Origin of the sequence: Pseudomonas sp. GL-B-26 (genome assembly GCF_019947405.1) — a bacterium.
Taxonomy (GTDB): Bacteria; Pseudomonadota; Gammaproteobacteria; order Pseudomonadales; family Pseudomonadaceae; genus Aquipseudomonas.
Genome location: NZ_JAGYGJ010000011.1, coordinates 26,257 through 51,997, shown reverse-complemented (window position 1 = coordinate 51,997; position 25,741 = coordinate 26,257). Strand labels below are relative to the sequence as shown.

Here is a 25,741-nt window from a genome sequence, read left to right as displayed (position 1 = left end):
ACAATTCCTTACAGAAGCTGCTTTCAAAGTTTTACGCCTGCAGAACGGGGAGCTGATGAGGGTTGGCGTCAGGTTTTTCACCGCTGAAAAACCCTTCGCCAACACCGCTCTGAAGGAACGACTGTGCTCGTGACGCTTTGAAAACAGCTTCTAACGGACATTGGCGCCTTAAAAGGCTGGCTGATTCTACGGCAAAAAAAAATTAAAGGTAAGTTGGGCCCTCAAGATTGAGGGGTGATGAATGTTAGACAAAGGGCTAACATGCCGACCTGTTCTGCTTTCCCGTGTTTTCCCTACCTATGCCCAATCAGACCATCAAGACCCCCTGCGTCGGCCTCTGCTCCACTGTTTACGGTGATTTGGTGTGCCGTGGCTGCAAGCGTTTCCACCATGAAGTGATCAACTGGAATGGTTACAACGAGGAGGAAAAGCGCGCGGTGTGGCTGCGTCTTGAGCTGCTGCTGTCCCAGGTAATGGCCAGCAAGCTGGAGGTTTTCGATCCCCAGCGCCTGCGTCTGCAACTGGAGCAGCGCAAGATCCGTTTTGTGCCGCATCAATCGGAATATTGCTGGGCCTATCAGTTGATCGCCCGGGGGGCGCGAGTGATCAACAACCTGGAAGCCTACGGAATGGTGCTGATGCCGGAGTTTCGCGACTGGAACCTGCCGGAACTGCGGGATGCCATTGATCGGGAGTTCTTTTTGCTCTCCGAGGCGCATTACCAGCGCTACATTGCGCCTGGCTTTCTCCGGGATGCCTTCGGCGGCTAAATCTTAAAAGCTTCGCGAGCAAGCCCGCTCCCACATGGGATCTGTGTCGTTCACAGATTTCATGTCCAATGGAGATCCCATGTGGGAGCGGGCTTGCTCGCGAAGGCGATCTATCTGGCGCTGCAATTCTTAATGCTGAGTCACGATCTCCTCCAGATGATCCATGATCGTATCCGGCTTCAGCACCAGCACATCGCTCTCCACCGCATCCAGCACCACCTCCGCCGTATTCCCGATCAACGCCCCTGACAACCCGGACCGAGCCACGGTACCGATTACCGTCACCGCCGCCTGCAGCTTGTGGACCATGAACGGAATCAACACATCCGCCGGACCTTCCTCGATATGCAGGTGCTCGTCATCAATGTCGAACTCGGCCTGAAACGATTTGCACTGTTCGCGATAGCGCGCCTCAATGGTTTCACTGAGTTGAAATGTCGGGTCGGATGCTGACAGCATCGGCGACGGATGGGCACTGATCACATGCAAATGGGCCTTGGCCAGGCTGGAAATGTCATAGCCATGATCGATGATACTGGCGTGCAAGGTGCGGTGTTCGCCGTCGAGGTTGCCGACATCGATCGCTGCCAGAATGACCCCGCCGCTCCAGGGTTTGGCGGTTTTCACCAACAGCACCGGCGTCGGGCAGTAACGCAGCAGTTTCCAGTCCGCCGGGGTCAGCAGGGCTTTTTTCAGCGGACTGTCGGGGTAATGCTGCTTGACCACCAGTCCGCAGCCTTCAGCCTGCTGCACATCGACAATGGTTTCGTGCAGGCTTTCGTTCCAGGCCTGCTCGGTAGTGACGCTGTAGCCGTCCTCGATCAGTGAGGCCTTGAGCACGCCCAACATGCCGCTGTGGTCATGCTTGCGGTCGCAGACCAGCAGATGCAGATGAGCCTGGGTCACGCCAGCAATCAGCTTGGCGCGTTTGAGCGCCAGGCTTTCCGAGTGTTCAGGTTCGAGGACCACCAGAATGCTGCGAATGGCTTGCATGATCGGGATCTCCATGAAGTAAAAAATGCTGCGTTGGACAACTATAGTTGCTGGCTGGTGATTCGGGACTTGATGTATATCAACGGTCGCGACTGGTGGTCTGCCGGCAGGCCGGTATAATCGGCGCCCTTCGATTTTGAACCTCTTATCCGTGAGCCCCATGATCCTTCCCGAAATTCACGAGTTCCTCGGCTGCCGCACCCCCGATGGCTGGGTTCAAGCCGCGCTGGCCGATCAGGAAACCTTGCTGATCGATCACAAGAACTGCGAATTCAAGGCCGCCAGTACCGCGTTGAGCCTGATCGCCAAGTATCACTCCCACGTCGATCTGATCAACCTGATGTCGCGTCTGGCCCGGGAAGAGCTGGTGCACCACGAACAGGTCATGCGCCTGATGAAAAAGCGCAAGATCGCGCTGCGTCAGCTGTCCGCCGGACGCTACGCCTCGGGCCTGCGCAAAGTCGTGCGTAGTCACGAGCCGGTCAAACTGGTGGACACCCTGGTGGTCGGCGCCTTTATCGAAGCCCGCAGCTGCGAGCGTTTCGAGGCGCTGGTGCCGCATCTGGACGAAGAGCTGGGCAAGTTCTACTTCGGCCTGCTGAAAAGTGAGGCCCGACATTTCCAGGGTTACCTGAAACTGGCCTACCAGTACGGTGACGCCAAGGACATCGCCCAGGTGATCGACAAGGTCCGCGCCGCCGAGCAGGAACTGATCGAGTCGCCAGACGTGGAGTTCCGTTTCCACAGTGGTGTGCCAGCCGCGGCCTGACGTTTTCGACCGAAAATGTAAAAAACTCTTAAAAGAATGAAACATCTCCGAAAACCGGCCCCCGAGGCCGGTTTTTGCTGCCTGTGATAACCGTCCGGTCACCGATTGGCGCCATAATGCCGGCCACTTCACGCAAGGGCTGGCAGACGGTCGTTATGGATAACCTGGGTTTTGGCAAAGTACTGCTGGTGGAAGACGACGAAAAGCTCTCTGGGCTGATCGCGCATTTCCTGTCCCAACACGGTTTTGAGGTGTGGCAGGTGCACCGCGGCGACCTCGCATTGGCCGCGTTCCTCGAGTTCAAACCGAAAGTCGTCGTGCTCGACCTGATGCTGCCGGGCCAGAGTGGTCTGCACGTGTGCCGCGAGATTCGCAGCGTGTCCGACACGCCGATCGTCATTCTTACCGCCAAGGAAGACGACCTTGATCACATCCTCGGGCTGGAGTCCGGCGCCGATGACTACGTGATCAAACCGATCAAACCGCCAGTTCTGCTGGCCCGGTTGCGTGCCTTGCAACGTCGCCAGACGCCGGACAGCGGCGTGTGCACCGCTCTGGAATTCGGCCATCTGAGCATCGACCGCAGTTGCCGGGAAGTGCGGCTGGCGGGTGAGGGCATCGAACTCACCACCATGGAGTTCGAACTGCTGTGGTTGCTGGCCAGCGCCGCCGGCAAGACGCTGTCCCGTGACGATATTCTCAACCGCATGCGTGGCATCGCGTTCGACGGTCTTAACCGCAGCGTTGACGTCTACATCAGCAAACTACGGGGCAAGCTCAAGGACAACCCTCGAGAACCGGTGTGCATCAAGACCGTCTGGGGCAAGGGTTACCTGTTCAATCCGTTTGCGTGGGAGCTGTAGATGCTGCGGTTATTTTTAGGGTTGTACCTGGTGCTGGCAGTGGGGCTGGTGCTGGCATTGCAGACGGTTGAGCACACCTTCAACGCGCTTCTCGATGGGCAGATGCAGGCCTATAACCGGGAAGCGGTGCGAGGGCAGGCCTGGTCGCTGGTAGAGCAATTACGCGGGCTCGAAGGCCCCGCGCGTGCGCAACAACTGGAAGCGTTGCGCCCGCATTACGGCTTGGGGCTGAGCCTGCCAGAAGCCGATCAGTTGGCCCTCGATAATCGTGAAAAAGCCCTGTTGGCTGAAGGGAAACTGGTAATCAGGGATGAGTACACCCAGTTCATTTCGTCGATCGACGGCGGTTCTCAACTGCTGAGTATCAAGCTGCCGGCCGAGCCGAGCCTGATGTCGTTCTACATCTCCGCCGCGTACCTGATGCTGGCCGGGCTGATCGGCATCGTGCTGTTTTTCTGGGTACGGCCGCACTGGCGCGATCTGGAAAAGTTGCGCCTGGCGGCCGAGCGTTTTGGTGATAACGACCTGTCGTCGCGGATCCTGCTGTCCAAACGCTCGAACATCCGTGACCTGGCCGAACACTTCAACCTGATGGCCGCGCGCATCGAAGGCCTGATCGCCAATCAGCGCGAGCTGACCAACGCCGTGTCCCATGAGCTGCGCACGCCGATTGCCCGGCTGTCGTTCGAGCTCGATCAGCTCAAGCAACAGCCCAATCCGGCCCAGAACCGTGAACTGATTGCCGACATGTACGCTGACCTCGGCGAGCTGGAAGAGATGGTGTCCGAACTGCTCACCTATGCCAGCCTCGAGCGCGGCGCCACGGTGATCACTCGGGAAAACATTCAGGCCAGCAGTTGGCTCGACAGCGTGGTGGGCAGCGTCGCGCTGGAAGCCGAAGCCGCCGGCGTGCAATTGCTGATTGTCGAGTGTCAGGTCGATGAGGTCCGCATCGAACCTCGCTTCATGGCCCGGGCGGTGATCAACCTGCTGCGCAATGCCATTCGCTATGCCGATGATCGGGTGGAAGTGTCGTTGGTGCGCACCGGTGATCACTACGAAGTGCGGGTCAACGACGACGGGCCCGGCGTGCCGATGGACGGGCGGGAGAAAATCTTCGAACCGTTCTCGCGCCTGGACGCCAGCCGCGACCGCCGCACCGGCGGCTTCGGCTTGGGCCTGGCGCTGGTGCGGCGGGTGTCGCAATCCCATGGCGGGCAAGTGGAAGTTATGGACTCGCCGTGGGGCGGGGCGTCGTTTCGCATGACCTGGGCGCATCAGGATTAAGTTTGTATTGTTCTTACTCGCCCCTTCGTCGGAACGCCGCCCGGAGCCGGTTCGCTCCCACATTTTGGAATGCATTCCCCTGTGGGAGCGACGGTGCGACGATTCGACCTGCTCGCGAAGGGGCCATCAGCATCACCACCCGATCAAAAGGTGTAAACCACCTGCGAAGCCAACGACGTCTGCATCCGCCGCTCAACAATCGGGCTGTCCGCCGCATCATTCGCCAGATATTGCATCGCCAGCACCGTGCTGACACTCCATGCATCATTGATCGGCAACGACCAAGTCAAATCCGCCCCGCGACTCACCAGCCCGCCATGCGTGTCATAAGCCCTGAACCGACTGCGCGACGCTTGGGCATCGCTGACGCCGTACCAGGTGCGCACGTAATTGCTGTCACCAAACTGGCTATTGAGGCTGCCCACGACCTTGCCATGGTCACCTTCATAAAACGGTGCGCTGATGCTCAGTTTCAACCGGTTCCACGCCGAGCCGGTGTCATCATCGTCATCGTCCTTTTCCAAGGCATGCTCAAAACTCGCACCGAGAATAATCGGCCCCATGTGGTAAGTCCCATCGAGCCCCAGCGCCGGGCGCGACTTGATCGAGCCCATGCCGTTCAGCTCATCCGAACCTTTGAACCCGGTCTTGCGATCCCTGCGCACATCACTGGCGCCGATGTACACGCTGAGGCCGAAGTCGTCCTCGTCAAACGCCCAGCCCAGCCCCTTTTCTGTGTCCAGAAAGAATCCGTAAGGGCTGACGATTTCACCGCCCAGCAGCGGCGGCGCCGCGCGTTCGTCACTGCCGCTGTAACGGGGCACGCTGGCTGCACCGGCCCGCAAAGTGTAGCGCCAGTCTTCAGCACGCAAAGAGTCAGTGGGAATAAGCAGGCAAAGCGAAGTCAACGACAGAGATAGCGAGCGAAACATGGGAGCACCCGAGAGAATTTGGATGCGCCCATGCTAGGCGGCTGCCGGCCAGCAATCTTTGACAGCTTTGTCGGGAAACTGTCAAAGACTGTGAACCGGCTTAGCGGCTCAAACCCAAGCGCTTATGCCACTCGGCGATGGATTCTTCGGGATAGACGTCGAACTGCTGATCCCCAGGATGCGCCTCGACTTCCACCCACGGCGCCTTGGAACCGAGCATCAAATGCGTGTGCTCCGGTGGCACCGGCAGCGGGGTGTCGATGGCAGAGGCAAACGGGTGAATCAGCGCCGGCCATTCGGGGCTGAACAGCCACAATCCCGAGCCACAGACAGAACAGAAATGCCGCTCGGCGGTGCTGCTGTGGGCGCGTTTATCGCCTTCGTCCTTGAGTCGTGCGTGATAAATCGCGACGTGCTTGCGACCGCGCACCTTCAGGCTGTCGGCATCGCCGCCGAGGTTAATCGCATAACCGCCACCGCCCTGAGTCTTGCGGCAGATCGAGCAGTAGCAACGTTGATACGGGTAGGGGTGGGCGCTGGTCAAACTGAACGACACTGCGCCGCAATGGCAGGAACCTTCGAGCTGCATGGGAACCTCCGACAGGTCTGGAAACTACCCAAGACAGCCTAGACCTTCAGCGCCCCTCGACCGGTGCGACGATTCGACTTGCTCGCGAAGAACGATAACGCGGCCCCACTGGACGCCCACCCACAGCCGGGGCAGCATGGACGCCTCTAAATCGGGGCCTTGATCATGCGACGACTGCCTTCTTTAGCAGCACTCAGAACCTTCGAATGCGCCGCCCGTCACGCCCATTTCGGTCGGGCGGCGGCGGAGTTGTGCGTCACTGACAGCGCGGTCAGCCATCAGATTCGCCAGCTCGAAGAGCAATTGGGCGTGACGTTGTTCATCCGTGAAGGCCGGCAAATTCGCCCGACGATGGCCGCCGGGCGCCTGATGCAAAGCCTGCAGCAGGCCTTCGAGCTGATCGGCGATGCCTGCGATGAGCTGCGTGACCCGTCATCGCTGGCGGTGTTGCGCCTGGCAGTCACTGCCGAGCTGGCACAAAAGTGGTTGATGAGTCGCCTGACGGATTTTTACGCGCGTTATCCGCACATCACCTTGCACCTCTACGAACAACCGATCGACGCCACGGCGCCGGGCGAAGACATCGACCTGGCAATCACTTACGGCACCGGCCCGGTGGACAGCAGCGCGTACTTCGTCAGGCCGTTGCCGGCGTTGCAGTTCTTCCCGGTGTGCAGCCCTGGCCTGTTCAATCAGGGTACGTTGAAAACCCCGAAGGATCTGGCGCGTCATTGCCTGTTGCACGACGATCAGGACGGCAAGACCTGGACCGCCTGGCTCACCAGCCATGCCGGCGATCAGCGCCCCGAACGGCAGCTGTATTTCGCCCACGCCGGTTTGGCGCTGGAAGCGGCGGCTCAAGGCCAGGGTGTGGCCATGGGCGACAACTTGACCGCGCAGGAGGATTTGCTCAGCGGTCGTCTGGTCCGGCCGTTCACTTCAAGCATGACTGCACTCGGTCAATATGCGCTGGTGTGCGAACGGGTGAGATTGGAGCGCCCGGCAGTGGCGCAGATGCTGGAATGGTTCAACGATCAGCTGATCGATTGATGAATTTAATTCAAGTATTCCGAAATATTCATCGTTGGCGAGGAGGGCGCTGGCGACCGTAGCCTGTGGTCATTCCAATCCCCGCTGATGAGGTTTGACCATGGCACGTTTGCTCGACTCCACCCCCAAACTCGATGGTTTCCGTTTACCCGGCGAGTTCGAAACCAAGTCCGGTTGCTGGCTCGGCTGGCCGGAGCGCACCGACGTCTGGCGCAATGGCGCCAAGCCTGCGCAGAAAGTCTGGGTGCAGATCGTCACCGCCATCTCCCGCAGCGAACCGGTCACCGTGTGCGCCTCCGCCGCGCAGTTCGCCACCGCCCGCCGCCAATTGCCGCCGCAAGTGCGGGTGGTGGAAATGACCTGCAACGACACCTGGTTCCGCGACAGCGGCCCGTGCTTTGTGGTCAACGACGACAGCGGTGAGGTGCGCGGCGTGGACTTTGAGTTCAACGCATACGGCGGCCTCGACGGCGGCTTGTACTACCCGTGGGACAAGGACGATCAAATCGCCAGCAAAATCCTCGAAATCGAACGGTTCGACCGCTACCGCGCACCGCTGATTGCCGAACTGGGCGGTATCCAGAGCGACGGCCAGGGCAGCATTCTCACCACCGAGCAATGCCTGCTCAACCGCAATCGCAACCAGCATTTGGGCAAGGAAGAAGTCACCCGGCGACTGACCGATTACCTCGGCGCCGAGCAGATCATCTGGCTGCCACGGGGCTGCAAGTTCGACGAAACCGACGGCCATGTCGATGATCTCGCGTGCTTCGTGCGCCCCGGTGAAGTGGTGCTGCAATGGACCGACAATCGCGATGACCCGCAATGGGAAATCTACCAGGAGGCCTACGACATTCTGCGCAGCACCCGCGACAGCCGTGGCCGCGAGCTGAAAGTGCACAAACTGCCGCAACCGGACGTGCTGGAATGGACCGCCGAGGAAGCCGAAGGCCTGGATCAGCAAGACAGCACGCATACCCGTCAGGCCGGGACCAAAATCTGCGCGTCGTATATCAACTACTACGCCGGCAACACCTCGATCGTGGTGCCTTTGTTTGGTGATCGCCATGATCAGGTCGCACAGGCGACCCTCGCCGAGCTGTTCCCGCAACACAAAATCGTCGGTATCGAAAAATCCCGGGAAATCCTCCTCGGCGGCGGTAACGTCGCGTGCATCACCATGCCGCAGTACGCAGGCAATGCCTGCAACAAAAAGGGAGTTTGAAAATGGGCCTGCACAAACTGATTCAAGCGTTATTGCTGGTGCTTGCACCCCTGTGTGTGCAGGCCGCCGACACCGCCAAGCCGGTGGTCAATCTGTACATCTGGGGCGAGTACCTGGCCCCGGACACCCTGACCAATTTCGAGAAGAAAACCGGCATCCACGTGGTGGCCGACCACTTCGACTCCCTGGAAACCGTCGAGACCAAACTGCTCACCGGCCGTAGCGGCTATGACCTGGTGCTGACCGCCGGCCAGCATTTGTCCCGGGCGATCCAGAGCGGGGCGATTCAAACCCTGAACCCGCAACAGCTGCCGCATTTTTCCGGCGTGGGTGACGAGTTCCGCCAGCACATGGCGGTGTTCGATCCGGGCAATCGCTACGCCGGCATCTACGCCTGGGGCACCACCGGCGTCGGCTATCAGGAGGAGGCAATCAAGCAGCGCCTGCCCGACGCACCACGGGACAGTTGGGCGATGCTGTTCGACCCGGCGGTGGTGTCGAAATTTGCCGATTGCGGGGTCAGTTTGCTCAATGATCCCAACGAAGTGTTCGCCGCGGTCATGAAGTACATGGGCCTGGACATCAACCGTCAGAACCTCGATGACTTGAAGCGGGCCGAGCAGCAACTGGCGAAGATCCGGCCCTACATCCGCTACTTCGATAATGACCTGAACATCAGCGACCTCGCCAATGGCAACACCTGCGTCGCGATGTCGTGGAACGGCAACGTGGCCATTGCTGCCGGGCAGGCTGAGGCTGCGAACAAGCCGTTTACGCTGAGTTATCGGATACCGAAGGAGGGCACGTTGATCTGGTTCGACGCGATGGTCATTCCCAAGGATGCGCCTCATCCTCAGGCGGGACTGGCGTTGATGGATTATCTGATGACGCCGGAGGTGATCGCGCCGATCACTGACACCATCCACTACGCCAACGCGATTACAGCGGCGGACGGGATGATTGATCCGGCGATTCGCAATGACCCGGGGACGTATCCGTCGGCCGAGGTGAGGGCTTCGTTGTATAGCAAGAATGACAATGGCAAGGCGTTTAACCGGGCGTTGATTCGGGCGTTCAGTCGGTTGAAGTCGGGGTTGTGATCGGCTTTGAGTGATGGGGTGAATGTGAAGTCGCCTTCGCGAGCAAGCCCGCTCCCACATTAGACCGCATTCATCCGGTAGAGCTCGGTTAAATGTGGGAGCGGGCTTGCTCGCGAAGAACGATAACGCGGTCTACTTGCCTGTCATCCGCCACAAATACCAGGAAGCCACCGTCCGATACGGACTCCACGCCAATCCAATCTCCACCATCTGCTTGCGCGTCGGCTGAACCTCCAACCCCTTCATCCGCCGATACCCCTCACGCACCCCGAAATCATCGGCCGGCAAGATATCCGGCCGTTCCAGGCTGTAGATCAGCAACATCTCGACCGTCCAGCGCCCAACCCCGCGCAGCGTAATCAACCGCTCGATCAGCGCCTCATCCTCCATGGCCAGTGCCGTGGCGTAATCCGGCACCACACCGTCCAGCGTCGCTTGGGCAATGCCCTGAATGGTCGCGATCTTGCCAGCGGAAAACCCGCAACCGCGCATTTGATCAAAGCCTGTCGCCAGAATCTGTTCAGGCCTCGGGAATGCGCCCGATCCAAACAATGCCAACAGCCGACCGACAATCGCATCCCCGGCCTTCGCATGCAGTTGCTGGTAGGCAATCGCCCGCACCAGCGACTCATAAGGATCGCGAGCCGCATGGGGCTGATGCAGGCAAGGGCCGATGGCGGCGATATGACGACGCCAGTCCTCATCGATGGACGATAGAAACTCGGTGGCCGGCAGATAGGCTTCGGGCATGGGGTCAAGCTTTCCCGGACGGCGCCAGCAGGGCGTTCACTTCGCCATAGGTGAAGGCCTTCAGATCACGGCTGTCGAGTGTTCCTGTTTCCAGAAAGCTCTTGGCCAGTGCGCTCATGGCGCCATACAGAAACTCGGCGATGCGAGAACCCGCGCTCAAACGGCGTACGCCGAGCGCTTTCAGCTCTTCAGGCGATGGCAAACCGGGGAGCCCGAGGACGTTCAACGGCAACGGAGTGCCCTGGCACAGCGCAGCGATTTCGTACTCAGCCGTGACGCCAGCCGCGAACAGACCATCGGCACCGGCCGCCTGATACAACGCGGCGCGCCTGAGCGTCTCTGCCACGCGATCTTCGGCGGGCACCAGGCTCTTGAGGTACACATCGGTGCGGGCGTTGATGAACAGCTTCACATTTCGGCGACTGGCAACCTGCCGAGCGATTTCGATCTTGCGCACCAGCAGCTCGGGCGGGGATGCACCGTCCTCGATATTGATCCCGACGGCCCCGGCGGCAATCACCGCATCGATGAGGTCGGCCACCCGCGTCAGGTCATCGGAATAACCGGCCTCGATGTCCACGGTCAACGGCACCGAGATCACCCGGGTGATGGACTCGACCGTTGATATCAGACGCTCAAGGGGCAGGGCGTTGCCATCCGGATAACCGTGAGCCCAGGCGACTGCCGCGCTGCTGGTAGCGACGGCTTTACAGCCCAGCTGTTCCACGATGCGCGCCCCGGCGGCATCGGCGACGTTGGTGAGGATCAGCAAGCCGTCGTGGTGCAACTGGTGAAATAGGTTGTCCATCGAATGTCCTTCCTTATGACTGATTGAGAGAGCCGGAAAGTAATCAGAATGCGAGTTGTTGGGTGATCTGCACCGCGGCTTTTTCCAGCCTGAGCAAGAACGCCTTGCGCGGTTGTCCTCCACCATAGCCGGTCAGCGAGCCGTCGGCGCCGATCACCCGGTGACAGGGCACGACAATCGAGAGACGGTTATGCCCGTTGGCCAGGCCCACGGCGCGACTGGCGCCGGGTTTGCCCAATAGCGCGGCGATGGCGCCGTAGGTGCTGGTCTGGCCGTACGGGATCTTCGCCAGTTCGGCCCAGACCTGTCGGGCGAAATCGCTGCCAGGCAAGTGTAGTGGAACGCTGAAGTCAGTGAGTTTGCCGGCGAAATACTGCGTCAGCTCGGCTTCAATCTGCTGCAAATGCGCGTTATGTCCTGGCGCGACCGCATAGCCGTATCGATTCTGCAATTCTTCGACTTCCCTGGTCAGCGCTGGCCGATCAAGAAACTCCAGCAGCACCAGCCCGCGTCGTTCGGCCATGGCGATCATCGGCCCCAACGGTGTGGTCAGGCGAGTGAACAGCAGCGGCTCGCTGTTGGCGGCGCGGCCGGGCGTGATGTTGAAGGACTTTTGAAACGCATCGCGAAATCCGCTCAGGGACTCGTAGCCCGAGTCGAATGCGGCGTTGTCGATGGAATCGCCCTGTTTGATCCCGCCTAACGCCATGCCGAGGCGTCGGGTGCGCAGCCAGGCGTGAAAGGTCATGCCGAAATGCTGCTTGAACCAGCGGCGCAGTTTCAGCGGCTCGATGCCCTCGGCCAGCAGCTGGGCATCGGTCCAGCGCTGGTCGGGGTCGGCGTCTACCGATTTGAGCAGCCGCTGCACCCAGTCCGGCGCGATGGCCGCCGCGTCCAGTGGTTTGCAGCGCAAACAGGCGCGGTAGCCCGCGGACATGCACTCATCGGCATGGGCGAAGAACTCGACGTTCTCCGGCTTCGGCTTGCGCGCCGTGCAACTGGGGCGACAGAAGATGCCGGTGGTTTTGACCGCGGTAAAGAACACCCCCTCGTAGGCGGTGTCTCGTTCGAGCATGGCGCGAACCATCTCGGCGTGAGGCGGAAGCAAAGCGTTTTGTAGGTTCATGAGGTGAGCATAAGGCGCGTCGCCCAACGCCTCCACCGGAAAATCGACAGAGAATTCCAGTCATTCGTCATGAGGACTGCCTAATGCCTATGTCGGTGATGGATGTCCGGAAAATGTGGATGGCTATGGCGCAGTGGCGTGTGTTCATGTTCGTGACTGTGGGGTTCGGTCCCGTCCCACTGGAACGAATGCTCATGTTGATGATGCTCGTCATGCACGTGGCGATGAGCATGCTTGAGCGCCTCATGTTGATGCTCATGGGCATGACGTTCCTTGAGGTGAATCCATACCCCAAGGCCCATCAACAGCGAAGCGGCCCAAAACGTCAGCGTGACGGGTTCATTCAGCAGCAGGATGGCAATCGCCGCGCCGAGGAAAGGTGCCGTGGAAAAGTAGGCGCCGGTACGCGCAGTGCCCAGGCCTCGAAGCGCCAGAACGAACAACACCAGGCTGATGCCATACCCCAGGAAACCGACGATCAACGTAGGCCCCAGCACCATCATGTGCGGCAGTTTTGCGCCGAGCAACAGCGCCAGAGAACAGTTCACCGCCCCGGCGACCAACCCCTTGATGCCGGCAATAAACAGCGCATCCGAGGCCGATACCTTGCGCGTCAGGTTGTTATCGATCGCCCAGCAGACGCAGGCCAGCGCTATCGCCAATGGTCCGATCCAGCCCTGTGACTGCGCCGGGTTCTGGGGCCAGGCCAGCAGCAAGCCACCGGCGACGATTGCCAGCATTCCGGCGACGATGCGCCGGTCAGCGTTTTCCTTGAAGACCACCCAGGCCAGCACGGCGGTCAATACCGATTCGAGGTTGAGCATCAGCGAGGCCGTGGCGCCGGAGGTGAGGGTCAAACCGAACATCAGCGCCACTGGCCCGAGTACGCCGCCAAAAGCGATGGCACCGATCAGCCATGGCCACTCCGGCGATTTCAGACCGCTGGGCTGCCAGCCTCGGTCGCGCAACAGCCTGACGAGCGTCAGGCCCAGACCGCTTCCCAGGTACAACAACCCGGCCAAAAGGATCGGCGAAAGGTTCAGGCCCAGCAACTTGGCCAATGGCGTACTCGCGCCAAAAAGAGCGGCAGCGCCAAGGGCGTAGACAACGTTCAGGTTCATTCAAGGCTCGTTGGGTATTGAGACGGGATGAAACGCAGTTTGAACCTGCGTTGCGTCCAGTCAATACATAACCTCAGGCCCGCCGCGCCATCAGCAACACCGAAGCCGCCGCTGACAACAATCCCGCGCAGCAACGATTGAATAGCCGCTTGCCCCGGGGTTCGGCGAACCAGCGGCGCATGTGCAGGCCCATGTAGGCGTAGGCGCCGATGGCGATCCATTCCAGCACCAGGAACAACGCGCCCAACACGGCGAATTGCGGCGATACGGCTTGGGTCGAGTCGACGAACTGGGGCAGGAACGCGGTGAAGATCAGGATCGCTTTCGGATTGCCGGCCGCCACCAGGAACTCTTGCCGCGCTAACGCCAGCATCCCCACCGGCGCGCCCGCCACCACGTTTTCCGCCCCGGGATCCGCGCGCCACAATTGCCAGGCGAGGTAGAGCAGATACGCCGCTCCCAGAATCTTGATCGCGTAGAACAACAACTCCGACGTTTGCAGCACCACCGCCAGCCCCGCCGACGCGAGGGCGATCATGCCGGCGAACGCGAGCAGCCGACCGATCCCGGCGACACAGGCGATGCGATAGCCGTAGCGGGTCGAGTTGCTGACCGACAACAGGTTGTTCGGCCCGGGCGCCATGTTCAAGGCAAAGCAGGCCGGTAGAAACAGGGTGAGGGTGGCGAGGTCCATGACGGGGCTCCAAAAGCAGGAGCGGTATTTTTATCACAGGCCTGGGGTGGCTTGACCCATACAGTGGTGGACGTCGGTCGCGGTACAGCTGAGGGGTGTTTTGTTCAATACAGCCATCAGGTCGCTCTTTACCTTGAGGCCTCGTTCAACTGAATTGAAGAAGGTCTGTGATGAGTCTGATTATCTCGATGGCGGCGTTTGCACTGGTGGCCTCGATAACCCCGGGGCCAGTGAACATCGTGGCGCTGAGTTCCGGCGCGCAGTTTGGTTTTCGCGCCAGTCAACGGCATGTAGCCGGGGCGACGCTGGGTTTCGTTGTGTTGTTGGTGTTGATGGGATTAGGGCTGCATGAGGTGTTGCAGCGATGGCCAGCACTGACGCAGGTGGTGCAATGGGCGGGTGTGGCGTTCCTGTTGTACATGGCCTTCAAGTTGGCCGCCGACAATGGGCATCTGGATGCGAAGGAGTCAGGCCGTGCGCCCTCGTTGGTGTACGGCGCCGTCATGCAGTGGCTCAACCCGAAAGCCTGGCTGGCTTGCGTGGCCGGCATGGGCGCTTTTGTGGCGGATGGCGAGGCGCGGCTTGTCTGGCAGTTTGCCGCGGTGTATTTGGTGATTTGCTACCTGTCCGTCGGCTGCTGGGCCTATGCAGGGACGTTTTTGCGCGGCTATCTGAGTAACCCGGCGGGCATGCGCCTGTTCAATCGGAGCATGGCGTTGCTGCTGGCGGCGAGCGCGGTGTACCTGTTGATACCTTAAGCACAGTCAATGCGGATCCCTGTGGCGAGGGAGCTTGCTCCCGCTCGGCTGCGCAGCAGTCGTAATTCCTTTGGATGCGGTGTAACTGAAAAGAATCAGGGCCGCTTCGCGACCCAACGGGGGCAAGCCCCCTCGCCACAGGGATCGCGTCGTTGGAGTTAGCCGCGATACTGCCCCGGTGTCGCCGCCAGATGTTGTTTGAACGCACGCTGAAAATGCGCCTGATCGGCAAACCCTGCTTCGAGCGCGACATCGGCGCTCAGCTTGCCGTTGCGCAGTTGATCGCGGGCGAACTGGATGCGCCGGTTGACCAGAAAGGCGTGGGGCGTCATGCCGTAATGCTGCTTGAACGCACGAATCAGGTAGGACGGCGATAGCTGAGCCGCCTCGCAAATGTCTTCGAGCTTGAGCAGGTGCGTGCAGTTGTCGCGGATGTAATCGGCCGCCCGTTCCAGTTTGAAATTGGGTTCTCGCAGCGGTTGATCGATCGGATTGAGCCGCTGCTGCACGTCGGTGAAAAACTCCACGGCTGCGCTTTGCTTACGCAACACGTCTTGCTGCGCATCGACCAGCACGTCGTACAAACCCTTCAGGCCGGCAAACAGCTCGCTGTTGGGAGTGTGGGTGATGGAAAATCGGCGAAACGCCAAGTCCTGGCTGAAGCCGAGCTGGTGCTGCAAATCGGTCAGCCAGGGTGTCTCGACGTACAGCATCAGGTACGACCACGGTTGGTCATCGATGGGATTGCAGGCGTGGACATCACCAGGATTCATCAGCACCACGGTGCCGGCACTGACCTGAAATTGCGATTGCTCGTGGAGGTAGGTACTGCGCCCGGCCGTGATCGCACCGATGGAAAAGTGCTCATGGGAATGCCGGGTGTAGCAGACCTCGCGGCCGTCGGCGATGGAACGGGCTTCGATGAAGGGCAGGGCGTCGTCGCGCCAGAAGCGCGGGGCTTTGTCAGCGTCTTTGGCAACGGCGGGCTTCATGGTCAGCGTCCTCGGCAGGTCAGCGTCGCAGTGTATTAGCTCTCGCCGGCAAAGGCTCGTTGCAGCGCTGCGATGTCGAGTTTTTTCATCTGCAACATCGCCGTCATGGCGCGTTGGGATTTTGCCGTGTCGGGGTCTTTCATCATGTCCATCAGGGCCACCGGTACGATCTGCCAGGACACGCCGAATTTGTCCTTGAGCCAGCCGCATTGCTGGGCCTCAACGGGCCCGCCCGCGGACAGGCGCCCCCAGAAGTGGTCGACTTCTTCCTGAGTATGGCAATTGACCTGAAACGAAACCGCTTCATTGAACTTGAAAATGGGACCGCCGTTGAGGCCGGTAAAACTCTGCCCGTCCAGTTCGAAACTGACCGTCATCACCGAGCCATCGGGCCTGCCGTGAATCTCCTGACCGGCCTTGCCGTAGTGGGTGGTGGCGCTGATTTTCGAATGATCGAAGATCGCACAGTAGAACTTCGCGGCCTCCTCGGCCTGATTGTCGAACCACAGGCAGGGCGTGAGTTTTTGAACGCGGTGCATGGTGTAGCTCCTCTACGGATTACTCAGGCTGGACTTTCAGCGTAGTCAGCCTCCGGTCGTCTGGCCGTACCGTAGATCGACAAGTTGAAAGAGTTTCCTTTGTCGACAACTTGACCGGGTAGCAGTGTTCAGAAGCAGGTTGAAAGTGGGGGCGAGTCCATACATAGCAGCTACCGAGCCCGCGAGGCTGCGTTCGGCGACGAAGTCGTCGTGAAGTCAGGCGCTGCGGTGTGCCAGGAAAACTGCGTTCGCAGGTTTTACGACGACTTCGTCGCCGGACGCAGCCTCGCGGGCTCGACAGCTGCTACACAGGGCGGGTTACTTCAGTCTTTATCGTGTGACCGGTGGTCGATGAACCTGTCTCGCCCGGTAATTTGCGCTTAGCTGAAGGGATAACCCGAGGCGCGCGTAGGTTCTGAATCGCCACAGCGACGCCCCTTCAGAACACCGTGAGTCTGAGGACATTCGCAATGCTGACCCTCAACATCAATGGCAAGGACCAGGCGCTGGATGTCCCCGCAGACATGCCGCTGCTGTGGGTCCTGCGCGATGTCGCGCACCTGACCGGCACCAAATTCGGTTGCGGCATCGCCCAGTGCGGCGCCTGTACCGTGCACGTCGATGGCGCGCCGCTGCGTTCCTGCATCACGCCCGCCACAGCGGTGGCCCACGGGCAAAAAATCCTCACCATCGAAGGCCTGTTTACCGACGGTTCGCACCCGGTGCAGCAAGCCTGGGCCGAACTCGATGTGGTGCAGTGCGGTTACTGCCAGTCCGGGCAGATCATGTCGGCCGCTGCGTTGCTGGCGAAAATTCCCAAGCCCACCGACAGCGACATCGACCAGGCGCTGTCCGGCAACATCTGCCGCTGCGGCACCTACCCACGGATCCGTGCAGCGGTCAAACGCGCCGCCGAGATCGGCTGATGCCACGTTGACGGGAGTCTGAACAATGAACAGCCTCAATCCTCTGTCACGCCGCGGTTTCCTCAAGGGCAGCGCGGTGCTGGGCGGTGGTCTGGTGGTGGCGTTTGTCATCCCCGGTGGTCATCGCTTTGCCATGGGTGCCGAGAATCAAGGCAATGTTTTCGCGCCCAATGCGTTTTTGCGGATCGGCAATGACAATAGCGTCACCATGCTGCTCGGCCATTCGGAGATGGGCCAGGGCATCTGGACCGGCCTGACCATGTTGATCGCCGAAGAACTGGACGCCGACTGGTCGAAGATCCGTGTCGAACATGCACCCGCTTCGGCCGCCGAGTATGGCCTGGCCGGGTTTGGCGGGATGCAAATTACCGGTGGTTCGACCTCGACCTGGATGGAATTCGACCGTTACCGGCAGGCCGGTGCAGCGGCGCGATTGATGTTGATCGACGCGGCGGCTAAACGCTTCAACGTCGCGCCCTCCGGGATTCGCACCGAATCGGGTGTAGTGATTGCCGGCGACCAACGCGCCACCTACGGCGAACTGGCCGATGACGCCGGCAAGCTGCCGGTACCGGATCCGGCGTCGATCAAGCTCAAGGAGTCCAAGGACTGGAAAATCATCGGCAAACCGACCAAGCGCCTGGACACACCGGAGAAAATCACCGGCCGCGCCAAGTTCGGCATGGACGTGCAGTTCGACGGCCTGATGACCGCCATGGTCGCGCGTTCGCCGGTGTTCGGTGGCAGCGTCAAATCCTTCGAAGGCGCCGAAGCGCTGGCGATTCCGGGCGTGCACAAAGTGGTGCAGGTGCCCACCGGGGTGGCGGTGATTGCCGACCATTACTGGGCGGCGAAGCTGGGGCGCGATGCACTGAAGGTCGATTGGGACCTGGGGCCGAACACCGGGCTCGACAGTCAGAAGCTGCTGGAAAGCTTCCGCAAACTCGCCGCCACCCCTGGCGCCTCGGCCAGTCAGTCCGGTGATGTCGCGGCGGGTCTGGGGAAAGCGGCGAAGACCATCGATGTCGAGTACAGCGTGCCGTACCTGGCTCACGCGCCGATGGAACCGCTCAACTGCACAGTGAAAATCACCCAGGACAAATGCGAAATCTGGACCGGCACCCAGTTCCAGACGCTGGATCAAATGGTCGCCGGTAAAATCACCGGGCTCAAACCTGAACAGGTGGAGATTCATACCGAGTTTCTCGGCGGTGGTTTCGGCCGCCGCGCCAATCCGACCTCGGACTTTGTCGCAGAAGCCGTGGAAGTCGCCAAGGCAGCGGGCGCACCGGTGAAAACCGTCTGGTCCCGGGAGGACGACATTCGCGGCGGGTACTACCGCTCGGCGTTCCTCCATCAGGCCCGCATTGGCCTCGATGCAGGCGGCCTGCCGATTGCCTGGAAGCATGTCATGGTCGGGCAGTCGATCATGGCGGGCACGTCATTCGAGGCGACCATGGTCAATAATGGCATCGACAAGACGTCTGTCGAAGGGGTCGCCGACAGTCCTTACCTTGAGGGGTTGGCGAATCACCAGGTTGATCTGCATTCGCCGCAAACCGGCATCCGCGTGCTCTGGCTGCGTTCGGTGGGGCACACCCACACCGCGTTCGTGATGGAGTCGCTGATCGACGAACTGGCAGAGGCGGCCGGCAAGGATCCGGTCGAGTACCGACGAACCTTGCTCAAGGACCATCCACGGCATCTTGGCGTGCTGAACCTGGCCGTCGAGAAAGCCAACTGGAAGGCGCCACTGCCGGACGGCCATGCGTTGGGCGTTGCGGTGCATGAGTCTTTCGGCAGTTATGTTGCCCAGGTGGCCGAAGTGTCTCAGGACAACCTGGCAATCCGCGTGCATCGTGTGGTGTGCGCGGTGGATTGCGGCATTGCGGTCAACCCGATGAGCATCGCGGCGCAAATGGAATCGGCCATCACCTTCGGCCTCGGGTTTACCTTGCACAGCAAACTGACCTTCAAGAACGGGCAGGTGGTGCAGTCCAATTACCATGACTATCAAGTGCTGCGGCTCAACGAAATGCCGGTGGTGGAAGTGCATATCGTGCCCAGCAGCGACAAACCCGGCGGCATCGGCGAGGCCGGTGTGCCGCCCACGGCGCCGGCAGTGGCCAACGCGGTGTTCGCCCTGACCGGCCAGCGCTTGCGGGAACTGCCGCTGCAACTGTCGGGGGTGTGAGATGAAACGACATTTGATTCTTGGCGCGGTGGTGTTGATCGGCCTGATCGGCTACGCCGAGGACCTGTTCGCTGACGATAAGGAAGCGATCAAGGCGTTCGATACTGTGCAAAAGGTCTTCCAGAGCCCGCGCTGCCAGAACTGCCATATCCCCGGCGATTCGCCGTTGCAGTTCGACGCCGGAATTCCTCACGCAATGAATGTCGTGCGGGGCATGGACGGCAAGGGCGCGGCGGGTTTGCCTTGCGCTACCTGCCACGCCGAGCGTAATCCACCGGCCAGTTACGGCACTCACGCACCGCCGGGGGCGCCGCACTGGAGCCTGCCGCCCGCCGCGCACAAAATGGCCTGGATCGGTCTGCCGGCCGACCAGTTGTGCGCAATGATCAAGGATCGTTCCAGCAATGGCGACCGCGATTTCGCCGCGCTGATCAAGCATGTCAGCGACGACAAACTGGTGCTTTGGGGCTGGAACCCAGGTCAGGGAAGGGCGCCGGTCCCGGTGCCGCACGATATTTTCGTCACCCAGTTCAAACGCTGGGCAGACGCGGGAGGGCCATGTCCGGTCGTGGGCAGTTGACCGGCGGTCCGTTAACAGGGAGTCAAACCGGGTATGGACGACTCTAAGAAATATACCCGCCAATGGAGTGAGTAATGCTGATCCCAGGCAAACCGGTAAAACCAGGCGCATGCGCCGACCCGTTGCGCACGCCACTGCAGGAGCGCGAGCTGCTGCGTGACCTGGCCCGCAAGGCCGAGGAGGAGTTGATGGGCGTGCAGATGGCGAGCATGGACGAGTTGACGCTGCTCTCCAACACACACGGTTTTACAGCGCTGGCCCAACAAGGGCTGGATGTCTGCCACCAGCTGAAAAAGCCAGCGACGCTGCTGCTTTTCAATATTGATGACTTCAAACACATCAATTATCTCTATGGTCGTGCCGAGGGCGACAAAGCCCTGAAAACCTTTGCTGATGTGCTGCGAATAGCCTTTCGCGAGAGCGATGTGATCGGCCGGTTGGGCAGCGACAAATTCGTCGCGTTGCTGACTGGCTCAAGCGTTGTGGAGATTCCCGCGATCAGGGCGCGACTTGAAGAAATACTCGAAGAGCGCAATGCCATGGTGCATCGCGGTTATGACATCCACTTCAGCATCGGACAGCTCGAGTGCAACCCTCAGCTTCCCGGCTCGATCGAGGAGCTGATGGCACAGGCCGATGCGTTCACTTGGCAAACAACTGAGCCACATCCTTGAATGCCTTGAACTCAAGCGCGTTACCGCAGGGATCGAAGAGAAACATCGTTGCTTGCTCACCGACCAAGCCCTGAAAGCGAATGCCCGGTTCGATCACGAATCGGGTGTCGAGGGCTTTCAACCGCTCGGCCAGAGCCTCCCATTCGTTCATCCCCAACACCACGCCAAAATGCGGCACCGGCACGTCATGACCGTCGACAGCATTGGTGTGCGCGGCTTCTTGAGAGGCGTTTTTTGGCGCCAGGTGAATGACCAGCTGATGGCCGAAAAAATTGAAATCGACCCAATGATCGCTTGAGCGACCTTCTTCCAGGCCGAACACTTGGCCATAAAAATTGCGCGCGGCAGTCAGGTCGTAGACCGGGATGGCCAAGTGAAAAGGAGAGAGTTGCATTGGATGTGCCTCGGCTGTCTGGATTCAGATTGAGTTTAGCCCTGTGCTTTTTGATTAAAAGACGATAATTTTTGCGTCGAGCTCAAATTATTTCGATCAATCGAGAACGCCATGCTGCGGGAACTGAAAACCTTCATTGCCGTGACGCGCTACGGTACTTTTGCCGCGGCCGGGATGCACATCGGCCTGACCCAGTCGGCCGTCAGCTCGCAGATTCGTAATCTGGAACAGGCCCTGGGCATTCGTTTGTTCGACCGCACCGGGCGTCAGGCGCTGCTCAATGCGGCAGGCCAGCGGGCGTTGCCGATGGCCAGGGAAATGCTGGAGACCTTCAGCCGCATGGCGGTCAGCGATGATGTCAGCGAATATCGCGGCGAGTTGAAAATAGGCGCGGTGGCCACGGCCCAGACCGGCCTGCTGCCCCAGGCATTGCTGCGACTGAGACAACAGGCGCCGTTGCTCGAGCCGAAGCTGGTGCCGGGCGTGTCGCTGAACCTGTTGAGCCAGGTGGACACCGGTGAGGTGGATCTGGCGATCCTGATCAAGCCGCCGTTCGAGTTGCCCAAAGAACTGTCAGCGCAGGTCATCCGCAAGGAACCGTTTGTATTGATCGTGCCAGCGGACCTTGAAGGCGATGAGCCGTTGCAGATCCTCGCGAGCCATCCGCACGTGCGCTACGACCGCAATTCGTTTGGCGGAAGATTGGTGACGCGGTTTTTGCGTGAGCAACAGATTGATGTGCAGGTGGCTTTGGAACTGGATGAGCTGGAAGCCATCGTGAAGATGGTTGAATGCGGGTTGGGAGTGTCGCTGCTTCCCGAGGCGGGGCTCTGGCTTGAGCATGGGGCGAAGGTTCGGATCATCCCGTTGGGGGAGTTGACGTTCTACCGGGAGATCGTCCTGTTGCAGCGCTATAGTCAGCGCACACAGCCGATCCAGCAGCTATTTTCCAGCTGTCTGACACAAGTCGATGGTTAATCACAAATCCCCTGTGGGAGCGGGCTTGCTCGCGAAGGCGTCGCGTCAGACAACATCAATGTTGAATGATCAATCGCATTCGCGAGCAAGCCCGCTCCCACAGGGGATTGCATCAGGCCTCAAATCGCAGGCATAAAAAAACCCGCCTCAAGAGGCGGGTTTTTAGTTGGCTAGCCGAAAATTACTCTTCGAGGCTGCCCATGGCCGTGGTGTTGAAGCCACCGTCCACGTACATGATTTCGCCACTGATGCCGGACGCCAGGTCCGAGCACAGGAAGGCGCCGGCGTTGCCGACTTCGTCGATGGTGACGTTACGACGCAGCGGGGTTTGCGCTTCGTTGGCGGCCAGCATCTTGCGGAAGTTCTTGATGCCGGAAGCGGCGAGGGTGCGGATCGGGCCAGCCGATACGCAGTTGACGCGGGTGCCGTCCGGGCCCAGGGAGCCGGCCAGGTAACGAACGCCAGCTTCCAGGGAAGCCTTGGCCATGCCCATCACGTTGTAGTTCGGCATGGTGCGCTCGGCGCCCAGGTACGACAGGGTCAGCAGGCTGCCATTGCGGCCTTTCATCATTTCGCGGCCGGCTTTGGCCAGGGCCACGAAGCTGTAGGCGCTGATGTCGTGAGCGATGCGGAAACCTTCACGGGTGGTGGCTTCGGTGAAGTCGCCATCCAGTTGGTCGCCCGGGGCGAAGCCGACGGAGTGCACGATACAATCCAGGCCGTCCCACTTCTTGCCCAGCTCAACGAAAACCTTGGCGATTTCTTCATCGCTGGCCACGTCGCACGGGAAGCACAGGTCAGGGTTGGAACCCCAGCTTTGTGCGAACTCTTCGACACGGCCCTTGAGTTTGTCGTTCTGATAAGTGAAGGCAAGCTCAGCGCCCTCGCGATGCATGGCGGCAGCGATGCCGGATGCGATGGACAGCTTGCTGGCGACACCGACGATCAGTACGCGCTTACCGGCGAGAAAACCCATGTGTTGCTCCTCTCTTTCAGGTTATTGCGCAGTGGCTGGGGCCAGGAAAGCGGCTTCCAGCAACTGCTGTGTATACGGATGTTTGGGGGCCGCAAAAATACTTTGCGCGTCTCCCTGTTCGACCACTTGGCCTTGCTTGACCACCATCAGCTGGTGGCTCAGCGCTTTGACGACAGCCAGGTCATGGCTGATAAACAGATACGTCAAGTTGTACTTGGTTTGCAGTGAACGCAAAAGCTCCACCACTTGGCGTTGCACTGTCCGGTCGAGGGCCGATGTCGGCTCGTCCAGCAGAATCAACGCCGGTTTTAGCACTAATGCTCGGGCAATGGCGATTCTCTGCCGTTGCCCACCGGAAAATTCGTGGGGGTAGCGGTGCCGGGTTTCCGGATCCAGACCTACCTCCTTGAGTGCCGCAATAATCGCCAGCTCCTGTTCCGCCTCGGTGCCCATCTTGTGGATCCGCAGGCCTTCGCCGACGATCTGGCTCACGCACATCCGTGGGCTCAGGCTGCCGAACGGGTCCTGAAACACCACCTGCATCTGCCGTCGCAACGGTCGAACCTGTTGCTGCGTCAGGCAGTCTAGCTGCTTGCCTTCAAAACGGATGGCGCCTTTGCTGCCGATCAGCCGCAAAATCGCCAAACCCAGTGTCGACTTGCCCGAACCGCTTTCTCCCACAATCCCCAGGGTCTGGCCCTGAGGCAGGCTGAAATTGATTCCGTCCACCGCTTTGATGTGGTCGACGGTCTTTTTCAGAAAGCCTTTCTTGATCGGGAACCAGACTTTCAGGTCCTCGACCTGCAGCAACGGCGGGCCGATTACATTGGTCGCCGGCTTGCCGCTGGGCTCCGCTGCCAGCAGTTCCCGAGTGTACGGATGCTGCGGTGCGCGGAACAACTCTTCGCACGATGCCTGTTCGACGATGCAACCGCGCTGCATGACACATACGCGATGCGCAATTCTTCGCACAAGGTTCAAATCGTGACTGATCAGTAGCAGCGCCATGCCCAATCGGGCCTGTAATTCCTTGAGCAATTCGAGGATTTTCAGCTGGACGGTTACGTCCAGCGCGGTGGTCGGTTCGTCGGCGATCAGCAGTTCCGGCTCGTTGGCCAGGGCCATGGCAATCATCACCCGCTGCCGCTGGCCGCCAGACAATTCGTGGGGCAGGGCCTTGAGGCGTTTCTCGGGCTCCGGGATACCGACCATTTCCAGCAGCTCCAGGGTGCGCTTGGTCGCGACTTTGCCGATCAGGCCTTTGTGGGTGCTCAACACCTCGTTGATCTGCTTCTCGATCGAGTGCAGCGGATTGAGCGAGGTCATCGGCTCCTGGAAGATCATCGCGATCCGGTTGCCGCGGATGTGGCGGATGGTTTTCTCTTTCAGGCTCAGCAGGTTTTGCCCGGAGTACTCGATGGTCCCGGACGGATGCCGGGCGAGCGGGTAGGGCAGCAGCCGCAGGATCGAGTGGGCGGTCACCGATTTGCCGGAGCCACTTTCACCCACCAGCGCCAGGGTTTCCCCGCGCTTGATATCGAAGCTCACGCCTTCGACCACCCGCTGAACGCGCTCGCCGACGACAAATTCGACGGCGAGGTCGCGCACTTCGATCAGATTGTCCTGATTCATTTCACTTCCTCGGGTCGAAGGCATCGCGAGCGGACTCGCCGATGAACACCAGCAAACTCAACATCAACGCCAGCACGGCAAACGCGCTCATACCGAGCCACGGCGCTTGCAGGTTGGATTTGCCCTGGGCCACCAGTTCACCCAGCGACGGCGCGCCCGGCGGCAAACCGAAGCCGAGGAAATCCAGGGCGGTCAAGGTGCCGATGGCGCCGGTCAGGATGAACGGCATGAAGGTCATGGTCGAGACCATGGCGTTGGGCAGGATGTGGCGGAACATGATCGCTCCGTTTTGCATCCCCAACGCCCGCGCGGCGCGTACATATTCCAGGTTGCGCCCACGCAGGAACTCGGCACGGACCACGTCCACCAGGCTCATCCACGAGAACAGCAACATGATCCCCAGCAGCCACCAAAAATTCGGCTGGACGAAACTGGCGAGAATGATCAGTAGATACAGCACCGGCAGCCCGGACCAGATCTCCAGAAAGCGCTGTCCGGCCAAATCCACCCAGCCGCCGTAAAAACCCTGCAAGGCCCCGGCAATCACGCCGATGATCGAGCTGAGAATGGTCAGGGTCAGGGCAAACAGCACCGAAATCCGGAAGCCATAAATCACCCGGGCCAACACGTCGCGACCCTGATCGTCAGTGCCCAGCAGGTTGTCGATGGAGGGCGGCGCCGGGGCCGGGACTTTCAGGTCGTAGTTGATGCTCTGGTAACTGTAGGGGATTGGCGCCCAGAGCACCCAGGCGTCTTTGGCCTTGAGCAATTCGCGGATGTACGGGCTCTTGTAGTTGGCTTCCAGCGGGAATTCGCCGCCGAAGGTGGTTTCCGGGTAACGCTTGAGCGCCGGAAAGTACCAGCCGTTGTCGTAGTGCACCACCAGCGGCTTGTCGTTGGCGATCAGCTCGGCGCCGAGGCTCAGCCCAAACAGCAGTAGAAACAGCCACAGCGACCACCAGCCACGCTTGTTGGCCTTGAACAGTTCGAAACGTCGGCGATTGAGAGGGGACAGGTTCAT

General features: G+C 60.3%; 27 protein-coding genes. 13 read left to right on the top strand and 14 right to left on the bottom strand.

From position 1 onward, the window contains the following. Positions 1-299 precede the first annotated feature (299 nt). Complete coding sequence (locus tag KGB23_RS09675; RefSeq protein WP_033054572.1) at positions 300-770, top strand: DUF1289 domain-containing protein; 471 nt, start codon at positions 300-302, stop codon at positions 768-770. Positions 771-899: 129 nt separating this feature from the next. Here the strand turns inward: KGB23_RS09675 and KGB23_RS09670 are convergent, their stop codons facing one another. After that, positions 900-1,763, bottom strand: a complete 864-nt coding sequence (locus KGB23_RS09670) for a universal stress protein (RefSeq protein WP_223430857.1) — start codon at positions 1,761-1,763, stop codon at positions 900-902. Between the two features lie 160 nt (positions 1,764-1,923). Here KGB23_RS09670 and KGB23_RS09665 point away from each other — a divergent pair, with 160 nt between their 5' ends. The 3 genes from KGB23_RS09665 to KGB23_RS09655 all read left to right on the top strand — a co-directional run bounded on the left by KGB23_RS09665 (position 1,924) and on the right by KGB23_RS09655 (position 4,682). Continuing rightward, the gene (locus tag KGB23_RS09665) at positions 1,924-2,532 is read left to right on the top strand and encodes a tRNA-(ms[2]io[6]A)-hydroxylase (RefSeq protein ID WP_095128217.1); all 609 of its coding nucleotides are present in this window, start codon (positions 1,924-1,926) and stop codon (positions 2,530-2,532) included. Between the two features lie 155 nt (positions 2,533-2,687). Next, positions 2,688-3,395: a winged helix-turn-helix domain-containing protein gene (locus KGB23_RS09660; protein WP_223430952.1), complete on the top strand. Its 708-nt coding sequence runs from the start codon at positions 2,688-2,690 to the stop codon at positions 3,393-3,395. Beyond that, positions 3,396-4,682 (top strand): ATP-binding protein, encoded by a 1,287-nt coding sequence (locus KGB23_RS09655; RefSeq protein WP_223430856.1) that lies wholly within the window; start codon positions 3,396-3,398, stop codon positions 4,680-4,682. It abuts the gene before it with no gap. A 143-nt stretch (positions 4,683-4,825) separates the two neighbouring features. Here the strand turns inward: KGB23_RS09655 and KGB23_RS09650 are convergent, their stop codons facing one another. Next, positions 4,826-5,614 (bottom strand): MipA/OmpV family protein, encoded by a 789-nt coding sequence (locus KGB23_RS09650; RefSeq protein ID WP_223430855.1) that lies wholly within the window; start codon positions 5,612-5,614, stop codon positions 4,826-4,828. Positions 5,615-5,714: 100 nt separating this feature from the next. After that, entirely contained in the window at positions 5,715-6,203 is a 489-nt protein-coding gene (locus KGB23_RS09645; RefSeq protein ID WP_223430853.1) for a GFA family protein, read from the bottom strand. A gap of 165 nt (positions 6,204-6,368) precedes the next feature. On the opposite strand from KGB23_RS09645, the gene KGB23_RS09640 reads away from it, so the two are divergent. The 3 genes from KGB23_RS09640 (at position 6,369) to KGB23_RS09630 (ending at position 9,578) form a co-directional block, all read left to right on the top strand. Beyond that, entirely contained in the window at positions 6,369-7,253 is an 885-nt protein-coding gene (locus tag KGB23_RS09640; RefSeq protein ID WP_033054579.1) for a LysR substrate-binding domain-containing protein, read from the top strand. Between the two features lie 100 nt (positions 7,254-7,353). Next, positions 7,354-8,478 carry an agmatine deiminase gene (gene aguA, locus KGB23_RS09635; RefSeq protein WP_223430851.1) on the top strand — a complete coding sequence of 375 codons (1,125 nt, stop codon included), beginning with the start codon at positions 7,354-7,356 and terminating at the stop codon, positions 8,476-8,478. Positions 8,479-8,480: 2 nt separating this feature from the next. After that, complete coding sequence (locus KGB23_RS09630; protein WP_223430849.1) at positions 8,481-9,578, top strand: extracellular solute-binding protein; 1,098 nt, start codon at positions 8,481-8,483, stop codon at positions 9,576-9,578. A 132-nt stretch (positions 9,579-9,710) separates the two neighbouring features. On the opposite strand, the gene KGB23_RS09625 is transcribed toward KGB23_RS09630, so the two are convergent. The 5 genes from KGB23_RS09625 to KGB23_RS09605 all read right to left on the bottom strand — a co-directional run bounded on the left by KGB23_RS09625 (position 9,711) and on the right by KGB23_RS09605 (position 14,077). Next, a complete protein-coding gene (locus tag KGB23_RS09625) occupies positions 9,711-10,328 on the bottom strand; it encodes a DNA-3-methyladenine glycosylase family protein (RefSeq protein ID WP_223430848.1) in 618 nt (205 codons plus the stop codon). A 4-nt stretch (positions 10,329-10,332) separates the two neighbouring features. Next, the gene (locus KGB23_RS09620; RefSeq protein ID WP_223430846.1) at positions 10,333-11,136 is read right to left on the bottom strand and encodes an isocitrate lyase/phosphoenolpyruvate mutase family protein; all 804 of its coding nucleotides are present in this window, start codon (positions 11,134-11,136) and stop codon (positions 10,333-10,335) included. 43 nt (positions 11,137-11,179) lie between these two features. Then, positions 11,180-12,262, bottom strand: coding sequence for a bifunctional transcriptional activator/DNA repair enzyme AdaA (locus KGB23_RS09615; protein ID WP_223430844.1), 1,083 nt, complete (start codon positions 12,260-12,262; stop codon positions 11,180-11,182). An 80-nt stretch (positions 12,263-12,342) separates the two neighbouring features. Beyond that, positions 12,343-13,383 carry a DMT family transporter gene (locus tag KGB23_RS09610; protein WP_223430843.1) on the bottom strand — a complete coding sequence of 347 codons (1,041 nt, stop codon included), beginning with the start codon at positions 13,381-13,383 and terminating at the stop codon, positions 12,343-12,345. A gap of 73 nt (positions 13,384-13,456) precedes the next feature. Next, positions 13,457-14,077, bottom strand: coding sequence for a LysE family translocator (locus KGB23_RS09605; protein ID WP_223430841.1), 621 nt, complete (start codon positions 14,075-14,077; stop codon positions 13,457-13,459). Positions 14,078-14,247: 170 nt separating this feature from the next. On the opposite strand from KGB23_RS09605, the gene KGB23_RS09600 reads away from it, so the two are divergent. After that, the gene (locus KGB23_RS09600) at positions 14,248-14,835 is read left to right on the top strand and encodes a LysE family translocator (protein WP_223430840.1); all 588 of its coding nucleotides are present in this window, start codon (positions 14,248-14,250) and stop codon (positions 14,833-14,835) included. A 158-nt stretch (positions 14,836-14,993) separates the two neighbouring features. Here KGB23_RS09600 and KGB23_RS09595 read toward each other — a convergent pair whose 3' ends face one another. Together KGB23_RS09595 and KGB23_RS09590 are read right to left on the bottom strand one after the other, a co-directional pair. Beyond that, positions 14,994-15,827: a helix-turn-helix transcriptional regulator gene (locus KGB23_RS09595; RefSeq protein ID WP_223430839.1), complete on the bottom strand. Its 834-nt coding sequence runs from the start codon at positions 15,825-15,827 to the stop codon at positions 14,994-14,996. Between the two features lie 35 nt (positions 15,828-15,862). Continuing rightward, positions 15,863-16,366 carry a VOC family protein gene (locus KGB23_RS09590; protein WP_223430838.1) on the bottom strand — a complete coding sequence of 168 codons (504 nt, stop codon included), beginning with the start codon at positions 16,364-16,366 and terminating at the stop codon, positions 15,863-15,865. A gap of 470 nt (positions 16,367-16,836) precedes the next feature. Here KGB23_RS09590 and KGB23_RS09585 point away from each other — a divergent pair, with 470 nt between their 5' ends. From KGB23_RS09585 to KGB23_RS09570, 4 genes are all read left to right on the top strand, one after another. Further along, positions 16,837-17,292 (top strand): (2Fe-2S)-binding protein, encoded by a 456-nt coding sequence (locus tag KGB23_RS09585; protein WP_223430837.1) that lies wholly within the window; start codon positions 16,837-16,839, stop codon positions 17,290-17,292. A gap of 25 nt (positions 17,293-17,317) precedes the next feature. Beyond that, entirely contained in the window at positions 17,318-19,486 is a 2,169-nt protein-coding gene (locus KGB23_RS09580; protein WP_223430836.1) for a xanthine dehydrogenase family protein molybdopterin-binding subunit, read from the top strand. A gap of 1 nt (position 19,487) precedes the next feature. Further along, a complete protein-coding gene (locus KGB23_RS09575; protein ID WP_223430835.1) occupies positions 19,488-20,066 on the top strand; it encodes a hypothetical protein in 579 nt (192 codons plus the stop codon). 74 nt (positions 20,067-20,140) lie between these two features. Beyond that, on the top strand, positions 20,141-20,740 hold the full coding sequence (locus KGB23_RS09570) for a GGDEF domain-containing protein (RefSeq protein WP_223430834.1): 600 nt from the start codon (positions 20,141-20,143) through the stop codon (positions 20,738-20,740). Here KGB23_RS09570 and KGB23_RS09565 read toward each other — a convergent pair. Next, positions 20,709-21,134 carry a VOC family protein gene (locus KGB23_RS09565; protein ID WP_140679075.1) on the bottom strand — a complete coding sequence of 142 codons (426 nt, stop codon included), beginning with the start codon at positions 21,132-21,134 and terminating at the stop codon, positions 20,709-20,711. The genes KGB23_RS09570 and KGB23_RS09565 overlap by 32 nt on opposite strands. A 111-nt stretch (positions 21,135-21,245) precedes the next feature. Here KGB23_RS09565 and KGB23_RS09560 point away from each other — a divergent pair, with 111 nt between their 5' ends. Beyond that, positions 21,246-22,112, top strand: coding sequence for a LysR family transcriptional regulator (locus KGB23_RS09560; protein WP_223430833.1), 867 nt, complete (start codon positions 21,246-21,248; stop codon positions 22,110-22,112). 181 nt (positions 22,113-22,293) lie between these two features. Here the strand turns inward: KGB23_RS09560 and fabI are convergent, their stop codons facing one another. The 3 genes from fabI to KGB23_RS09540 are packed head-to-tail and all read right to left on the bottom strand — an operon-like array spanning position 22,294 to position 25,741. Next, positions 22,294-23,088: an enoyl-ACP reductase FabI gene (gene fabI / locus KGB23_RS09550; protein ID WP_008152082.1), complete on the bottom strand. Its 795-nt coding sequence runs from the start codon at positions 23,086-23,088 to the stop codon at positions 22,294-22,296. 21 nt (positions 23,089-23,109) lie between these two features. Next, complete coding sequence (locus KGB23_RS09545) at positions 23,110-24,720, bottom strand: ABC transporter ATP-binding protein (protein ID WP_223430832.1); 1,611 nt, start codon at positions 24,718-24,720, stop codon at positions 23,110-23,112. Between the two features lies 1 nt (position 24,721). Then, positions 24,722-25,741, bottom strand: a complete 1,020-nt coding sequence (locus KGB23_RS09540) for an ABC transporter permease (protein ID WP_223430831.1) — start codon at positions 25,739-25,741, stop codon at positions 24,722-24,724.

Bases quoted from the DNA above. Each gene is read 5' to 3' on its own strand.
- KGB23_RS09540 (WP_223430831.1), bottom strand. From the start codon at position 25,741: ATGAACCTGTCCCCTCTCAATCGCCGACGTTTCGAACTGTTCAAGGCC.
- KGB23_RS09655 (WP_223430856.1), top strand. From the start codon at position 3,396: ATGCTGCGGTTATTTTTAGGGTTGTACCTGGTGCTGGCAGTGGGGCTG.
- KGB23_RS09565 (WP_140679075.1), bottom strand. From the start codon at position 21,134: ATGCAACTCTCTCCTTTTCACTTGGCCATCCCGGTCTACGACCTGACT.
- KGB23_RS09630 (WP_223430849.1), top strand. From the start codon at position 8,481: ATGGGCCTGCACAAACTGATTCAAGCGTTATTGCTGGTGCTTGCACCC.
- KGB23_RS09610 (WP_223430843.1), bottom strand. From the start codon at position 13,383: ATGAACCTGAACGTTGTCTACGCCCTTGGCGCTGCCGCTCTTTTTGGC.
- KGB23_RS09545 (WP_223430832.1), bottom strand. From the start codon at position 24,720: ATGAATCAGGACAATCTGATCGAAGTGCGCGACCTCGCCGTCGAATTT.
- KGB23_RS09640 (WP_033054579.1), top strand. From the start codon at position 6,369: ATGCGACGACTGCCTTCTTTAGCAGCACTCAGAACCTTCGAATGCGCC.
- KGB23_RS09595 (WP_223430839.1), bottom strand. From the start codon at position 15,827: ATGAAGCCCGCCGTTGCCAAAGACGCTGACAAAGCCCCGCGCTTCTGG.
- KGB23_RS09650 (WP_223430855.1), bottom strand. From the start codon at position 5,614: ATGTTTCGCTCGCTATCTCTGTCGTTGACTTCGCTTTGCCTGCTTATT.
- KGB23_RS09600 (WP_223430840.1), top strand. From the start codon at position 14,248: ATGAGTCTGATTATCTCGATGGCGGCGTTTGCACTGGTGGCCTCGATA.
- fabI (WP_008152082.1), bottom strand. From the start codon at position 23,088: ATGGGTTTTCTCGCCGGTAAGCGCGTACTGATCGTCGGTGTCGCCAGC.
- aguA (WP_223430851.1), top strand. From the start codon at position 7,354: ATGGCACGTTTGCTCGACTCCACCCCCAAACTCGATGGTTTCCGTTTA.
- KGB23_RS09605 (WP_223430841.1), bottom strand. From the start codon at position 14,077: ATGGACCTCGCCACCCTCACCCTGTTTCTACCGGCCTGCTTTGCCTTG.
- KGB23_RS09575 (WP_223430835.1), top strand. From the start codon at position 19,488: ATGAAACGACATTTGATTCTTGGCGCGGTGGTGTTGATCGGCCTGATC.
- KGB23_RS09620 (WP_223430846.1), bottom strand. From the start codon at position 11,136: ATGGACAACCTATTTCACCAGTTGCACCACGACGGCTTGCTGATCCTC.
- KGB23_RS09670 (WP_223430857.1), bottom strand. From the start codon at position 1,763: ATGCAAGCCATTCGCAGCATTCTGGTGGTCCTCGAACCTGAACACTCG.
- KGB23_RS09615 (WP_223430844.1), bottom strand. From the start codon at position 12,262: ATGAACCTACAAAACGCTTTGCTTCCGCCTCACGCCGAGATGGTTCGC.
- KGB23_RS09675 (WP_033054572.1), top strand. From the start codon at position 300: ATGCCCAATCAGACCATCAAGACCCCCTGCGTCGGCCTCTGCTCCACT.
- KGB23_RS09660 (WP_223430952.1), top strand. From the start codon at position 2,688: ATGGATAACCTGGGTTTTGGCAAAGTACTGCTGGTGGAAGACGACGAA.
- KGB23_RS09560 (WP_223430833.1), top strand. From the start codon at position 21,246: ATGCTGCGGGAACTGAAAACCTTCATTGCCGTGACGCGCTACGGTACT.
- KGB23_RS09625 (WP_223430848.1), bottom strand. From the start codon at position 10,328: ATGCCCGAAGCCTATCTGCCGGCCACCGAGTTTCTATCGTCCATCGAT.
- KGB23_RS09665 (WP_095128217.1), top strand. From the start codon at position 1,924: ATGATCCTTCCCGAAATTCACGAGTTCCTCGGCTGCCGCACCCCCGAT.
- KGB23_RS09590 (WP_223430838.1), bottom strand. From the start codon at position 16,366: ATGCACCGCGTTCAAAAACTCACGCCCTGCCTGTGGTTCGACAATCAG.
- KGB23_RS09645 (WP_223430853.1), bottom strand. From the start codon at position 6,203: ATGCAGCTCGAAGGTTCCTGCCATTGCGGCGCAGTGTCGTTCAGTTTG.
- KGB23_RS09580 (WP_223430836.1), top strand. From the start codon at position 17,318: ATGAACAGCCTCAATCCTCTGTCACGCCGCGGTTTCCTCAAGGGCAGC.
- KGB23_RS09585 (WP_223430837.1), top strand. From the start codon at position 16,837: ATGCTGACCCTCAACATCAATGGCAAGGACCAGGCGCTGGATGTCCCC.
- KGB23_RS09570 (WP_223430834.1), top strand. From the start codon at position 20,141: ATGCTGATCCCAGGCAAACCGGTAAAACCAGGCGCATGCGCCGACCCG.